The sequence below is a fragment of the Sphingomonas fucosidasi genome (assembly GCF_036663855.1).
Lineage (GTDB): Bacteria > Pseudomonadota > Alphaproteobacteria > Sphingomonadales > Sphingomonadaceae > Sphingomonas > Sphingomonas faeni_B.
Genome location: NZ_JAXOJR010000003.1, coordinates 211,617 through 225,010 on the forward strand (window position 1 = coordinate 211,617; position 13,394 = coordinate 225,010).

The following is a 13,394-nucleotide window of genomic DNA, read 5'->3' on the forward strand; positions in this document are numbered from 1 at the left end:
CAACGGGTTTTCAGCGAGGCTCGCTTATTGAAGCCTCACGTGGGTTACACATAGATGGCCTGACTGCCTCGGAAAGGCCTCATGACCCCCACCCCCATACACGCCTACCGTGTTCAACTTGTGCCGCTACCGATGGTCATCAATGCCGATGGTCTGCCGGTCGCCAACTCGCACGTCGTCGAGATCATCTTTCCAGGCGACGTGATCGAGACCGCGCTTGGCAAGGTGAACACGATCGTCGGCCCAGGCGTTGCCAAGATCATTGTGGATGAGATGACGTTACGCGGCGTGCCCGTGTGCTGAGCAGGCAAGGGCGTGATGCACGCGGCGAATGTCGGCTTTACCATCGCCGATGATCCAGGCGATAGAGCAGCAGCCCATTCCACGTTCACGTTAGCTTAGTCGCTGGGCGTTAACAGGGCACCGGTAGCTCAAGGGAGCCGGATGCGCGCGATTGGACAGTTCATTCTCAGTGCCAGATTTCACCGTGGCGTTGCTCGCGTTGTCGTCTCGCTGATCGCTGTGCTTGTCCAGGTGAACGTCGCTAACGCGGGGTGCATGGCTGCGCCAACGCAGGAGCTTCGGCGGTTCACTGAATTAGCAGGCCGCGACCCAGCTGCGGTTCTGGCAGCGACCGAGCGCGATCACCGCGGGACAATGGACGCGTTGCGTTTCGGCTGGCGTCAGGCTGCGCGCGCTGAAGCCTATGATGTGCTGTCCCGTCCTGCAGATGCGCGCCGCATCGCCGAGCGTATGCTCATGCGGGATATGAAGCCAACTTCCCCGCTTCAGGTCGAACTCCTTGCCCGTTACGCCATGAACGGCTTTAGCGCCGACGAGATTGCAGCAGCCAGGCGGGCGGTAGAGACGGCAAGGCAGCGTCAGGCGCGGGGATCGGCAGCTGACGCGTGCCTGCAGATTGCACTTGGCGAGATGCAGCGCATGCAGGGCGCGCCGGAACGCGCCGTGGTTCATCTTACACAAGCGTATCGCATGACCTCGGATCCCGACATGGAACAGCAGCACATATTGGCGACCGAGAAGCTGGCCCGCGTGATGGACTGGGCTGGCGACCACCGTCAGGCGATCTCGCTGGTTGAGGAAGTCATTGCCCGGGACCAGGCACGAGGGCGAAAGATGGCGCTTTCGAACGATTACTATTTTCGCGGAACGTTCAATCTTGGCCGGGAAGCGTACCACGAAGCGCTCGTCGACTTTGAACAGGCGCGTGCGCTTGCGCCAAGCGATGTTGACCCGGTCGGCGCAGCCTTCCTCGATCTCCAGACCTGCGCGACCCTCATTGCAATGAATGTCTTCGATCGCGCCAAGTTGCTGTGCCAGCAGGCCGAGAAGAACTTCAGCAGCCGTGGCCAGCTCGGAGCAGGACAGGCACAGCTGCTTCTGGCTCAGATCGCCGCGCGCGACGAGCCGGCGCTTGCACTTGCCATTCTCAATCGGCTGCTCGCGAGCGACGACGTTCTTTCGTCCTTCGCGTCTGCGCCAAAGGCCTATCGATTGCGATCCGACGTCAACCGGAAGCTTGGCAGGACCGGTGCCGCCTACAGCGACCTTGATGTTTACGTCCGCGCTACTGACCGGCAGAGAGCGTCCGAACAGATGAGACAAAATGCTGTCCTGCGGGCAAGCCTGGACGCAGACCGTGCAGCGGCCCGGAACCTGGAGTTGCAGCGAAGCCTGGCCTTCTCAAAGGAAAGAGAACGCGAGCAGGCGAAGCGTTACACCATGCTGTCGCTGTCGGCGTCGATCGGTGCCGTGTTGCTGCTCGTCATCCTAGGCATGGGGATCTATCATCGCCGCAAGCTGGTGCAGATCTCAAACACCGATCCCTTGACGGGCCTGCGCAATCGGCGCTTCATCAATGAGCACGAGGGGTCTTACGTTGGAGATCATGCCAGGACGGGACGGTCACTTACGGTCGCCATCATCGACCTGGACCACTTCAAATTCATCAATGACACCTACGGGCACAGTGTTGGCGATGAGGTCCTTATCGCCTTTGCGAGCTTGGCGCGTGGTGTCCTGCGCCAGGATGACGTGATCGCACGTTGGGGTGGCGAGGAGTTCATCGTTATTTCCCCTAATACCACCCGGGTCAAAGCTGTTGATGCACTTGAAAGGCTCCAGTCAGCATTGGCATCTGGGATCACCACAGCAGTTGGCCGTGTTTCTGTCAGCTTCAGCGCCGGCGTGGCATCCTTCCAAGGCACCGAGAGCCTGCAGGCAATCGTCCGACGTGCAGATGAAGCTCTATACAGGGCAAAAGAGACCGGTCGTAATCGCGTCGAACTAGCCGGTAAGTAGGACTATGCGGATCGGCGCCGTCGGCAGGCTGAAGGCCCTGCCAATCCCGATGCGGCAGGCCTTTAAAAGGCGGCCCGAGTACAAGACCCGCGACGCAGCTATCTCCACCTTATCTGTGCGATGGCCGCAGCTGGCGCGATATCATGGACGCGACCGGATACAGCCTTACACTGCTCGCCAAGATCGCACGCGAGCGCCGTTTCAAGACAGAGCCAACGTGGCCGATGCGGGCGGCTGAGCCATACGCGTCTACCTGATCTGTTCATGCAGGCTCTCGACTTCATATTGAGGTGTCCAGTTTCGATGTTATAGACTCCGCTTGAACAGGTTTTCGCACCAAACCATATGCCCGCTGAGGTATACCGTCATTGACACGGCCCTCGGTTTGGGATCTCAAACCCGTTCAAGTAACAACCCAATCCCCTGCCCCACGCCGATGCACATGAACGCCATCGCAAAGCGGCCGCCTGTACGATGAAGTTCCTCGACCGCGCTCATCGTGATCCGCGCGCCCGACATGCCAAGCGGGTGGCCGAGCGCGATTGCACCGCCGTTGCGGTTGACGCGCGGGTCGTCGGACGGATCGATGCCGAGATCGCGCAGCGTTGCGATCGCCTGGCTGGCAAACGCCTCGTTCAGTTCGATCACGTCGAGTTGGTCGAGCGTGATGCCACCCGATTTCATCAATTTGTGCGCGGCTTCGATCGGTCCCGCCCCCATGATGCGAGGCGCAATGCCCGCCGCTGCCATCGCCACGATCCGCGCACGCGGGGTAAGTCCGTACCGCGCCGCTGCGGCTTCCGACGCGATGAGCGTCGCGGCAGCGCCGTCGTTGAGGCCGGACGCGTTGCCGGCTGTTACGGTGCCGTCCGCCCGCACGACCGGCTTCAGCCTAGCGAGCGCCTCAAGGCTGGTTGCCCGTAGATGTTCGTCGGCGAAGAAGACGATCGGATCTCCCGTCTTCTGCGGAATCGTGACAGGCACGATCTCGGCGGCGAACCGTCCGCTCGCCTGCGCGGCGGCAGCCTTTTCCTGGCTGGCAAGCCCGAAGCGATCTTGGTCCTCGCGGCTGACATACCATTGATCGGCGACGTTCTCGCCCGTTTCCGGCATTGAATCCACGCCATAAGCATGCCGCATAGCCGGGTTGACGAACCGCCAGCCGAGGGTCGTGTCCTCCAGCTTCTGCGCCCGATCGAAGGGGCTATGCGCCTTGCCCATGACATAAGGCGCACGCGTCATGCTCTCGACACCGCCCGCAATCATGAACTCCGCATCGCCGCTGCGGATCGCCCGCGCTGCCGTGCCGATCGCGTCAAGGCCCGAACCACACAGGCGGTTGATCGTCGAACCCGATACCGTGTCGGGCAATCCTGCAAGCAGCACGGCCATACGCGCGACGTTGCGATTGTCCTCGCCCGCCTGGTTCGCACAGCCGAGGATCGTGTCGTCCACAGCGCCCCAGTCTACACCGGGATTGCGATCCATCAGCGCCTTGATTGGGATGGCGGCGAGGTCGTCGGCGCGGATGCTGGCGAGCGAACCGTTCAACCGGCCGATGGGCGTGCGGATCGCATCGCAGAGGAAAGCGTCGGTCATGAGTTCAATCCTTGTCGCTGCCGGGGTCGAGCTCGGCAATGATTTTGCCCGCTTCTGCAAAGGCGGTGTTGGCGGCAGGCACGCCTGCGTAGACGGCGGACTGCATCAGCACTTCCTTGAGTTCCTCGCGCGTGAAGCCGTCGCGCATCAGCCCGGTGCGGACGTGGAGCGCGAACTCCTCCCAACGGCCGAGTGCCACGGTGATGGCGAGCACGATGAACCGACGGCTGCGGTCGTCGAGCCCCGGCCGCCCCCAGATCTCGTTCCAGGCGATCCGCGTGATCATCGCCTGGAAATCGGCGGTGAAGTCGGTCCGCTTGGCGAGCGACGCATCGACCCACGCATCGCCGAGCACACGGCGCCGGTTGAGCAGCCCCGCTTCGAACAGCGTATCCGCGGCGTCTTGGGTATCGGTCGGCGCCAGAAAGTCGCGAAGCGTGGCAGCCAGCGCCGCGGGCGCCTCGATCGGCGCAAGATGTGCGGCGTCGAGATGCACGACAAGCGCCCCGGGCACGGCCGCCGCGATATGTTCACCGTGCCCTGCAAACGGCGTCGAGGTGTCGCGATCGCCCGCGACGATCAACGTGGGTACGGTAATCGCCGGCAAACGCTCGACCAGCACCATGTCGCGGATCGCAGCGCCGCAACCTGCATAGCCAGCATCGGCCATCGCGATCAGCCCGCGACGTACACTTTCTGCCGCGCCACCATGCGTCGCCATGAAACGCGGCGAGAGGAACCGGCCCATGGCCATGTTGGCGATGGCCGCCGTACCCCTTGCGCGTACCACCTCGATCCGGTCGCGCCACGCGCCCGCATCCATCGTTGCCGAGGTGCAGACGAGCGCCAGCGCCATGACCCGCGTCGGGTGAGTCAGCGCCAGCTCCATTGCGATCATCCCGCCGAGCGATACGCCGGCGACGGCTGCGGTCTGCACCCCAGCCGCGTCCATGACGGCGACGACATCATCGGCCAGCATTGTCAGGCTATAGTCGTCATCCGGCGCATCCGACGCACCGTGCCCGCGCGTGTCTATCCGCAACAGGCGAAAGGCGGGCAGCAGGTGCGGGATGCTAGTCTCCCACAAGGCCATGTCCGTGCCGATGGAATTGAGCAGGACCAGCACGGGCAGGTCGAGTGCGCCGTCGAGCTTCCAGTAGAGACGCACGTCCTCGCGGGTTGCAAATGGCATGTGTTATCCTTCGCGTCCGGCGGCGAGCGCACGGACGATGGTCGCGCTTTCGCCGATGTCCGTGCCGATACCGGCGTTTGCCAAATTGCGCGCAATTGCCACTTCGTCGATCTCGAGCCCCTCGGCGACAGTCGCCATCGCGTCTGCCGCACCGGCCGCAAGCAGGAACAGATCAGCCAATACGGGACCTTCCGCCTGCCAACCACCCAGACCGCGTTCTTCCTCCTGCGGAAGGCCAGCAAGGAGGGTCGCTGCGAGCCCCGGCGCGCGCAGCGCAGCCGAGAGCGCGATCTGACAACCGGTCGGGTTGCGCTTATGAGCCATGGCCGATGATCCACCGCGGCCCGCAATCGCCGGCTCACGCGCTTCGGCAACCGTGTTTTGCGACAGTAGCGCCACGTCGCGCGCCATCTTGCCGATCGCGCCGATGGCGACGGCCAAACTGGTGCCGACGGCGGCGATGCCGACCCGGCGCGCGTGCCATGGCTCACTCACGGCAAGACCGAGCTCATTTGCCATATGCGAGGCGATCGCCAGGCCTGCGCCGTCGAGCCCCGCCCGCGCTCCTGCGGCGCCTCCAAGCTGGATCAGCGCATGGTCCTCGACATCGCGCCGTAGTCGCTGGACGGCATCGGCGACGCCGACCATCCAGTGCGCGATCCGAAGACCGAACGCGACGGGCAACGCATCCTGCAACAACGTGCGCCCAACCGCAGGTGTTTCGGCATGACGCAAGGCCACACGACTAAGGGCATGGACGATTCGGTCGAGGTCCGTAAGTACCAGCTTGGCTGCCGCCCGCGTCTGCATCATCAATACGGTGTCCGCGACGTCCTGGCTGGTCGCGCCCTTGTGGACCGCTGCTCGGACATCCCCGCTCAATGACGCACGCAGGCGAGCAACCAGGGGTATGGCCAGCGTGCCTGCCAGCGCCGACTCTTCGGCCAACGCAGCGGGATCGATCGCGATCGTTATGCATGCATCGACGATCGCGGAGGCGAGCTCCTCCGAGATTATCCCCTCCGTCGCCTGGGCGCGTGCCAAGGCGCCTTCGAATGCAAGCGCATGGGCAATGGTGGCGTCGTCGTCGAAGACGGCCAGCATCGCCGGCGTCGTTGCCGTGCGAGTACGGAGCAAATCAGTCATTCGTGATCATATCGTAAAGAAGACCGTCTCTGCATCGCCTTGCAGCCGGATGTCGAACCACCAGCGCCCATCGTCACGCCGGCGGGCAATCAGCGTCCCGCGACGCTCTTCCGGAACAGCGCTCAAGACCGGATCTTCGTCATTACCTTCGCCATCGGCGAAATACAGCCGCGTCGCGAGGCGTTTGATGATCCCACGCCCGAACACCGACACCGCCAGATGCGGCGCTTGCAGCGTGTTGCCCGGCCCCGGCACACGCCCCGGACGAATGGTGCGAAACCGGTAAATCCCGTCCCCATCGACCGAGGTGCGGCCGAAGCCGATGAAATGCGGGTCGATCGGCACCGTCTCCCGTTGATCGTCGACGCACGCATAGCGACCGGCGGCGTTGGCCTGCCATATCTCGATCATCGCATCGAGGATCGGCACCCCCTTCGCATCAAACACCTGCCCCGCGATCTCGATCACCTCGCCCTCGGGCGGGCCGGTCGGCGATGACAGATTAAGGACATAATGCTTCTCGCCGAACAGGTCGGTGCGCGCGCCCATGTCGGACTTGCCGACGAGATCGGCGCCGCCTTTCCACGGCAGGCCGTAGTGGAAGAAGGGCCCGACCGTCTGCCACGGCGTCTGCCCGAAAATGGCGGGATCCTGATTGTCGATCCGTAGCGCTGTCTCGCGATCCTCGACGGCAGTCTCGGCGAGGATCTCAGCGGGGATCTCAATGGTCATGGTCGTGATCCTCGAACGGCGTCTCGTCGCGCCCCTTCAGGACGATATCGAACAGATAGCCGAGTGCCCATGAAGGCTTAGTGCTCTTGATATCGAAGCGCCCGACCATCCGCTGGCGCGCGGGCATCGGTATGGCGTTGGCGATCGGATCGATCTCGATCAGAGGATCGTCCGGGAAATACATCTGCGTCACCAGCCGCGTCGCAAACGCGGGGCCGAACAGCGACAGGTGGATGTGCGCCGGCCGCCACGCGTTCATGTGGTTGCCCCAAGGGTACGCGCCGGGCCGTATCGTGACATAGCTGTACCGCCCCTCGTCATCGGTGACGACCCGCCCTGCCCCGGTAAAGTTCGGGTCGAGCGGCGCATCCCAATTATCCGCCGAATGGACATAGCGCCCCGCGGCATTGGCCTGCCAGATCTCGATGACGGTGTTGGCCACCGGGCGTGCGCGATCGTCGAGCACGCGCCCCGAGACGATGATGCGCTGCCCTTGCGGCACGCCCGGATGCTGCGCGGTCAGGTCGATCCCGGAGTGTCCCACCATGAGGCGATCCCACGCGCTGGGACCGGTCGTCTCGGTCAGCGTCGGCGGGATTGCGATCAGCGGTTGGCGCGGGCTGCGATCGACCGTCGAGCGATAGTCGGGATGCAGCGAAGGCGACAGCCCCGCCTCCTCCGCCGAATAAGCGATCACGTCGGTCATGCTGCATTCTCCTGCTCGAAGGCGCCCGCGTCGAACGCCGCACCGGTCTTCGTCCGTACCTCGTCCAGCGTTACGCCCGGCGCCAGTTCGACCAGCGTCAGACCGCCCGCCTTCTTGTCGCAGGCGAGCACGCACAGGTCGGTGACGATCAGGTCGACCACGCCCTTGCCTGTCAGCGGCAGCGTACACGCCTCCAGGATCTTGGGCTCGCCCGCCTTGTTGGCGTGATCCATCACGACCACGACTTTGCGGACACCGGCGACCAGGTCCATCGCGCCGCCCATCCCCTTCACCATCTTGCCCGGAATCGTCCAGTTGGCGATGTCGCCCGCGGCGGCGACCTCCATCGCGCCGAGTACCGCCATGTCGATATGCCCGCCGCGGATCATCGCAAAGCTGTCCGCGCTCGAAAAGAAGCTGGACGTCGGCAGCGCGGTGATCGTCTGCTTGCCCGCGTTGATCAGGTCGGGATCGGCCTCGCCCTCGTACGAGAATGGCCCCATCCCGAGCATGCCGTTTTCCGACTGCAGCGTGACGTTCACGTCGTCCGGAATATAGTTCGCGACCAGGGTTGGAATGCCGATGCCGAGATTGACGTAAAAGCCGTCCTGCAATTCGCGTGCGGCACGCGCGGCCATCTGTTCCCTGGTCCAGCCTCTGATCTGATCGGCCATCATGCCGTCTCCCGCTGGCGCACGGTCAGCTTCTCGATGCGCTTTTCGTTGATCGTCGACAGGACGATGCGGTCGACATAGATGCCGGGCACATGGATGCAGTCAGGGTCGAACGCGCCCGCCTCGACGATCTCCTCGACCTCGACGACCGTCGCCTGGCCCGCGGTCGCCATGTTGGGGTTGAAGTTGCGCGCGGTCTTGCGAAACATCAAATTGCCCGCGGGATCCGCCCGCCACGCCTTGATGATCGACAGGTCCGCCTTCAGCCACGTCTCGCGGACATACTCCTCGCCGTCGAAGGTCTCGACCGGCTTGCCCTCGGCGACGACCGTGCCGACGCCGGTCTTCGTGTAGAATGCCGGTATGCCCGCGCCGCCCGCGCGAATGCGCTCGGCAAGCGTCCCTTGCGGCGTCAGTTCCAGTTCCAGTTCACCGCTCAGATACTGCTGCTCGAATAGCTTGTTCTCACCGACATAGGACGAGATCATCTTCGCGATCTGGCGACTTTCCAGCAGCATCCACAGGCCGAACCCGTCCGCGCCCGCATTGTTGGAAATTACGGTCAAACCCGTGACGCCGGCAGCACGAATTTCCGGGATCAGGCTTTCGGGGTTACCCGATAGTCCGAAGCCACCCGACATAACGGTCATGCCGTCGAACAGCACACCGTCGAGCGCGCTTGCCGGGCTGTCGTAGATCTTGCTCTTCATGCTGCCTCCAGGGGAAGTCCGACGTAATTCTCGGCCAGCGACCGCTGCGCTGCCTCGGAACCGCGGATGTAATCGAGTTCGGCGATCTGGATCCGGCGATCGAACCCGTCCATCGTCGGAAACCGGTGCGTGACGGACGTGAACCACCACGAGAACCGCTCCGCCTTCCAGACGCGGGCGAGTGCGCGGGCGGAGTAGCCGTCGATCCCGGCGTCCGATCGATCGTCGTATTTCTCGACCAGCGCCTTGGCGAGCATCGTCACGTCCGACACAGCCAAGTTCATTCCCTTCGCACCGGTCGGCGGAACGATGTGCGCCGCGTCGCCCGCAAGGAACAGCCGCCCCCAGCGCATCGGCTCGGTCACGAACGAACGGAGCGGCGCGATCGACTTTTCGAAGGACGGGCCACGCGTCACCTTCGCGCCAAGCTCTGGGCCAAGTCGCAGGCACAGTTCGTCCCAGAAGCGATCGTCGGACCAGTCGGCGATGTCGTCGTCTAGCGCGCACTGCACATAATAGCGGCTGCGCGTGGCGGAGCGCATCGAGGCCAGCGCGAAACCGCGTTCATGGTTAGCATAGATGAGTTCATGATCGACCGGCGGCACGTCCGCGAGAATGCCGAGCCAGCCGAAGGGATAAACGCGCTCGAACGTCTTGATGACGTCTGCCGGGATCGCGCCGCGACTTACGCCGCGATAGCCGTCGCAGCCGACGACATAATCGCAATCCATTGTGTGTCGCACGCCGCCCGCCAGCCACGACACGGACGCCCGCTCCCCGTCGAGTCCGTCTAGCGTAACGTCCGCAGCGTTCCACACGATCGGCAGGTCGTTAGCCTCCGCCGCGTTAAACAGGTCGCGCATGACTTCCTGCTGACCGTAAACGGTAACAGTCGATCCGCCCGTTAACGCTTCCATGTCGATGCGGAAGAGTCGGCCGTCCAATGCCAGATTGGTGCCGCCGTGGACCAGTCCTTTCCGTCTTAGGCGATTGGCCAAACCTAGACGATGCATCAGGTCGACGGTGACTTGCTCAAGCACGCCCGCCCTTACGCGTCCTTCTACGTAGGCGCGGTCACGCCGCTCCAAGACTACTGCGTCGATGCTGTTGCGCCGCAGCAAATGAGCAAGGAACATGCCCGCCGGTCCAGCGCCAATGATCGCAACCTGAGTGCGCACCTTGTCTTCCATCCTCTCGATGACGGTTCAATCCGCCCTCATCAGAAACTGCCCAGGCACGGCCTCGCGGACCATGCCATCACCAGCCGAACAATTGGATCTTTCAACGGAAGTGGTATGATTGGCGACATGTCCATCCAGACGATTCCGAGCTTCTACTTGTACGGCGAACCCCACCGTGCGGTTGATGACGGGTTCGTCCACGTCGAACAGTTAGACGACCGTTCTCGGCCGAGCGAATGGACGATTCGTCCACACGCCCACGCTGATCTGGTACAGATGTTCCTGATCACGTCGGGCGGCGGGTCGATGCAGGCGGAAGACGCCCCGATGTGCTTCGATGCACCTGCACTGCTGTTGATCCCGGCGGGCGTGGTCCACGGTTTTGGCTGGACCAGCGAGTCTTCTGGTTCGGTACTGACGCTGGCCCGGACGCATCTCAAGGATCTGATCACACGTCACCCGGATCTCGCGCCGGTGTTCGATCGGCCGCAGTCGCTGACGCCGGACGAAGCCGCAGTCACGCGGCTCTCCTACTGCATGTCAACGCTGCGACAGGAACTCGCTTGGTCCGCCAAAGGCCATCACGTCGCGGTGGAGGCAGCCCTGCTGGCGATGCTTGTTGTCGTTTTGCGAATGCTGCCTGCCAGTGGCACCGTCGTCACGCCTGATCCCGGCCAATATGCGGGACTGGTCGCTCGCTTTCGCGCTCAGATCGAAAATCGCTTCCGTCTACGCGAGAGCATCGCTGTGCATGCCAGCGCGCTTGGCACTAGTGAGACCAGCCTGCGCATGGCCTGTAGCCGTATTGCTGGTCGTTCGCCTGGGGCCATGCTCGACCAGCGCGCCATTCTCGAAGCTCGACGCTCGCTGCTCTATTCTAACTTGTCGGTAGCGGAAATTGGCTATGCGCTCGGGTTCGCTGATCCCGCGTACTTCACGCGCTTCTTCTCGCGGAACTCCGGTCAGTCCCCCACGCAATATCGGCGACAGCCCAGACAGTCTTAGCGTTCTGAATGCAGCTCGACGACACTTTGATCGATCGCCCCAAATGCCGACCCGGCCGACATGCGAACATGGTCCCCGAAATGGAGGAATGGCCTAGGCGTGCGCTCCTCGATCACACCGATGGCGCGCTTTTCCGAAATGCAGGTCGAACCTACGCTCGCATGCTCCGGATTCGAGACGGTGACTGAGCCATTGATCGTGCCTGCGGGGAGATCACGAGTTCGCGCCGCATGCTCGATCAACTCGTGAAATCCGAACAACATGCCACTGCCGGACGGATTGCCCAACCAGCCCCCGTTGACCTCGACTGTGGGTGGCAGGTGGACGCGACCTTCTTCCCAAGCTCTCCTAAAAGCGTCCGACGTCACCGCGAAGGGTGCCAGCGAGCACGCCGGCTTGGCCTAGACCCGGCCAAAACCGGTCTTCATTTCCATCGGCGCAATGGCACTCAGCGACCAATCGTTGATAAGGACGATGAGCTGCACGTCTGCCAGCGCATCATTTGCCGTGCATCCCATTGGCACGTTACCGGTAATGACACCGAACTCACCTTCGAAATCGATGCCGTCGTTCTAAAATGGGAAATTTGAACGCGGGTTGGACAGATCCTGCCTAGCCCTTGGCATTCAATTGAAGGTTCCCGCCGGTCGGAAGGGAAAAAAGTAAAGGTAAAGAACCTGAAGGTAGAGCATATCCGGCAGGACCGCGTTAGGAGATTGGACGCCGGAAAAACTGGCGTCGGGCGGCCTTTCCTCCCACGGCGCAATCTTCTTCGTGCTTTCGACGACACCCCGATGCGACGGTTTCCTCGTCCATTTTTGGACGTTAAGAGGGATAGCAGACTGCCCGCGAGACGAACAGATAACGGATTGCAGGACAGATCAGCCTGCCTGACCTTTCGCACCGCTTGGATAGTTTTCAAGGCCGCACTCTGTCTCAAAGTGTCTCAACAGGATACGCCATTTAGACATGTTCATTGAGTGCGCTGACAGTCTGAAATCGATGTCGTCCGGTAGGGTATACCTACAAAGCACATCGCATGACCTCGCATGGCTCGCCGGCAAATCACGGTATGCGGCCGATTACGGTCGGCAGGTTCTGGAAAGTGAGCAGCGACTAGGTCTCGTTGAAGCCACACCCCCCAGCCGACAGCTCGCGACCAACTCACGCCGTTGGCTGGTCGCGTAGTGACGCTAGCTGACGCCGAGTCCTGTCACTTGCCTGAAATCGCTCAATTACGCTGCAATCACCCCGTTGGTGCCATTTCGACGGCCGGAACGCTTAGTCAGGATCCCTGGCGTCAGATCATTTTAACGTTCCAAGGACAACTCGTCTGGCCGCAGGGATAAGCGTACAAGCGAGTGCTCGTGAGGCGCGCTAGAAGTCGATTTTCCCATATTGGAGATCAGCCGTGCCCGTGACTTCAAGACGGACGAATAACCCTTCGGGGGTCGCGACATTGCCATCAATGACTACTTTGGCGATCTGCCCGTCCAGGAACAAACGTCCGGTCAATTCACGGTTGACGGTGTCAGCGGCGGCGCGGTTGCGAACGCTGGAGGGTGAGAACTGACGATTGAAGAAGCTGCTGGCAGAGGCGGTGCTGGACGTTTCGGCGCTGAAGGATCTGCTGAAAAAACTGACCTGGTTTGCAGAGCGCCATGCTGCGGTGGAGAAGCTGATGGCCGACCACGGCTTCTCCGAGCGTCGCGCCTGCAGGCTGATCGGGGTCAACCGGTCGCCGTGGCAATATGAGCACTTCGCGGAAAGGACGATGCTGTCCGCGTGCGGACGCGCGAGATCGCCAAAGAGCGTCGTCGGTTCGGCTACCGGCGGTTGGCGATCATGCTCAAGCGTGAGGGAGAAAGCATGAGCCTGAAGAAGGTTTACTGGCTGTATCGCGAGGAGCGACTGACAGTGCGCAAGCGTCGCGGTCGCAAGCGAGCGCTGGGACCGCAGGCGCCGATGACCATACCACAGTAGCCCAACCAGCGCTGGTCGTTCGACTTTGTGTCGGATGCCCTGGCCTGCGGCCGGCGGCTCCGCTTGCTCAACGTCGTTGACGATTACAGCCGGTAATGCCTGGCGTGTATCGTCGACACTTCGCTGTCAGGCCGCCAGGTCGTC

Annotated in this window: 13 protein-coding genes and 1 pseudogene; 4 read left to right on the top strand and 10 right to left on the bottom strand. The window is 62.6% G+C overall.

Translation table 11 applies throughout. The features are described from left to right. Positions 1 to 81: 81 nt before the first annotated feature. Together U1737_RS07480 and U1737_RS07485 are read left to right on the top strand one after the other, a co-directional pair. A complete protein-coding gene (locus U1737_RS07480; RefSeq protein ID WP_332796224.1) occupies positions 82 to 303 on the top strand; it encodes a hypothetical protein in 222 nt (73 codons plus the stop codon). A gap of 141 nt (positions 304 to 444) precedes the next feature. After that, a complete protein-coding gene (locus U1737_RS07485) occupies positions 445 to 2,322 on the top strand; it encodes a GGDEF domain-containing protein (RefSeq protein ID WP_332796225.1) in 1,878 nt (625 codons plus the stop codon). A 393-nt stretch (positions 2,323 to 2,715) separates the two neighbouring features. Here U1737_RS07485 and pcaF read toward each other — a convergent pair whose 3' ends face one another. From pcaF to pobA, 8 genes are read right to left on the bottom strand one after another with little or no spacing between them, the layout of a single operon-like run. Beyond that, positions 2,716 to 3,921, bottom strand: coding sequence for a 3-oxoadipyl-CoA thiolase (pcaF, locus tag U1737_RS07490; RefSeq protein WP_332796226.1), 1,206 nt, complete (start codon positions 3,919 to 3,921; stop codon positions 2,716 to 2,718). A gap of 4 nt (positions 3,922 to 3,925) precedes the next feature. Next, positions 3,926 to 5,113, bottom strand: coding sequence for a bifunctional 3-oxoadipate enol-lactonase/4-carboxymuconolactone decarboxylase PcaDC (gene pcaDC, locus U1737_RS07495; RefSeq protein ID WP_332796227.1), 1,188 nt, complete (start codon positions 5,111 to 5,113; stop codon positions 3,926 to 3,928). 3 nt (positions 5,114 to 5,116) lie between these two features. Continuing rightward, the gene (locus U1737_RS07500) at positions 5,117 to 6,259 is read right to left on the bottom strand and encodes a lyase family protein (RefSeq protein ID WP_332796228.1); all 1,143 of its coding nucleotides are present in this window, start codon (positions 6,257 to 6,259) and stop codon (positions 5,117 to 5,119) included. Between the two features lie 6 nt (positions 6,260 to 6,265). Next, positions 6,266 to 6,991, bottom strand: coding sequence for a protocatechuate 3,4-dioxygenase subunit alpha (gene pcaG / locus U1737_RS07505; protein ID WP_332796229.1), 726 nt, complete (start codon positions 6,989 to 6,991; stop codon positions 6,266 to 6,268). Next, entirely contained in the window at positions 6,981 to 7,697 is a 717-nt protein-coding gene (pcaH, locus tag U1737_RS07510; protein WP_332796230.1) for a protocatechuate 3,4-dioxygenase subunit beta, read from the bottom strand. Before pcaH ends, pcaG begins: the two co-directional genes overlap by 11 nt. After that, on the bottom strand, positions 7,694 to 8,374 hold the full coding sequence (locus tag U1737_RS07515) for a 3-oxoacid CoA-transferase subunit B (protein ID WP_332796231.1): 681 nt from the start codon (positions 8,372 to 8,374) through the stop codon (positions 7,694 to 7,696). The genes pcaH and U1737_RS07515 overlap by 4 nt, the downstream gene beginning before the upstream one ends. After that, positions 8,371 to 9,081 (bottom strand): CoA transferase subunit A, encoded by a 711-nt coding sequence (locus U1737_RS07520; RefSeq protein WP_332796232.1) that lies wholly within the window; start codon positions 9,079 to 9,081, stop codon positions 8,371 to 8,373. The genes U1737_RS07515 and U1737_RS07520 overlap by 4 nt, the downstream gene beginning before the upstream one ends. Beyond that, positions 9,078 to 10,202 (bottom strand): 4-hydroxybenzoate 3-monooxygenase, encoded by a 1,125-nt coding sequence (pobA, locus tag U1737_RS07525; RefSeq protein WP_332796401.1) that lies wholly within the window; start codon positions 10,200 to 10,202, stop codon positions 9,078 to 9,080. The genes U1737_RS07520 and pobA overlap by 4 nt, the downstream gene beginning before the upstream one ends. On the opposite strand from pobA, the gene U1737_RS07530 reads away from it, so the two are divergent. Further along, positions 10,089 to 11,267: a helix-turn-helix domain-containing protein gene (locus U1737_RS07530; protein ID WP_332796233.1), complete on the top strand. Its 1,179-nt coding sequence runs from the start codon at positions 10,089 to 10,091 to the stop codon at positions 11,265 to 11,267. The genes pobA and U1737_RS07530 overlap by 114 nt on opposite strands. Here U1737_RS07530 and U1737_RS07535 read toward each other — a convergent pair. Then, positions 11,264 to 11,650: a fumarylacetoacetate hydrolase family protein gene (locus tag U1737_RS07535; RefSeq protein ID WP_332796402.1), complete on the bottom strand. Its 387-nt coding sequence runs from the start codon at positions 11,648 to 11,650 to the stop codon at positions 11,264 to 11,266. The two genes, U1737_RS07530 and U1737_RS07535, sit on opposite strands and share 4 nt — an antisense overlap. A gap of 994 nt (positions 11,651 to 12,644) precedes the next feature. Continuing rightward, positions 12,645 to 13,001: a hypothetical protein gene (locus U1737_RS20675; RefSeq protein WP_443027095.1), complete on the bottom strand. Its 357-nt coding sequence runs from the start codon at positions 12,999 to 13,001 to the stop codon at positions 12,645 to 12,647. 48 nt (positions 13,002 to 13,049) lie between these two features. On the opposite strand from U1737_RS20675, the pseudogene U1737_RS20680 reads away from it, so the two are divergent. Next, positions 13,050 to 13,250: pseudogene (locus U1737_RS20680) on the top strand (IS3 family transposase); the annotation flags it as partial. Between the last annotated feature and the right edge of the window lie 144 nt (positions 13,251 to 13,394).

Excerpts from the sequence above, each read along its gene's own strand:
- U1737_RS07480 (WP_332796224.1), top strand. The coding sequence starts at position 82 with ATGACCCCCACCCCCATACACGCCTACCGTGTTCAACTTGTGCCGCTA.
- U1737_RS07485 (WP_332796225.1), top strand. The coding sequence starts at position 445 with ATGCGCGCGATTGGACAGTTCATTCTCAGTGCCAGATTTCACCGTGGC.
- pcaF (WP_332796226.1), bottom strand. The coding sequence starts at position 3,921 with ATGACCGACGCTTTCCTCTGCGATGCGATCCGCACGCCCATCGGCCGG.
- pcaDC (WP_332796227.1), bottom strand. The coding sequence starts at position 5,113 with ATGCCATTTGCAACCCGCGAGGACGTGCGTCTCTACTGGAAGCTCGAC.
- U1737_RS07500 (WP_332796228.1), bottom strand. The coding sequence starts at position 6,259 with ATGACTGATTTGCTCCGTACTCGCACGGCAACGACGCCGGCGATGCTG.
- pcaG (WP_332796229.1), bottom strand. The coding sequence starts at position 6,991 with ATGACCATTGAGATCCCCGCTGAGATCCTCGCCGAGACTGCCGTCGAG.
- pcaH (WP_332796230.1), bottom strand. The coding sequence starts at position 7,697 with ATGACCGACGTGATCGCTTATTCGGCGGAGGAGGCGGGGCTGTCGCCT.
- U1737_RS07515 (WP_332796231.1), bottom strand. The coding sequence starts at position 8,374 with ATGATGGCCGATCAGATCAGAGGCTGGACCAGGGAACAGATGGCCGCG.
- U1737_RS07520 (WP_332796232.1), bottom strand. The coding sequence starts at position 9,081 with ATGAAGAGCAAGATCTACGACAGCCCGGCAAGCGCGCTCGACGGTGTG.
- U1737_RS07530 (WP_332796233.1), top strand. The coding sequence starts at position 10,089 with ATGCATCAGGTCGACGGTGACTTGCTCAAGCACGCCCGCCCTTACGCG.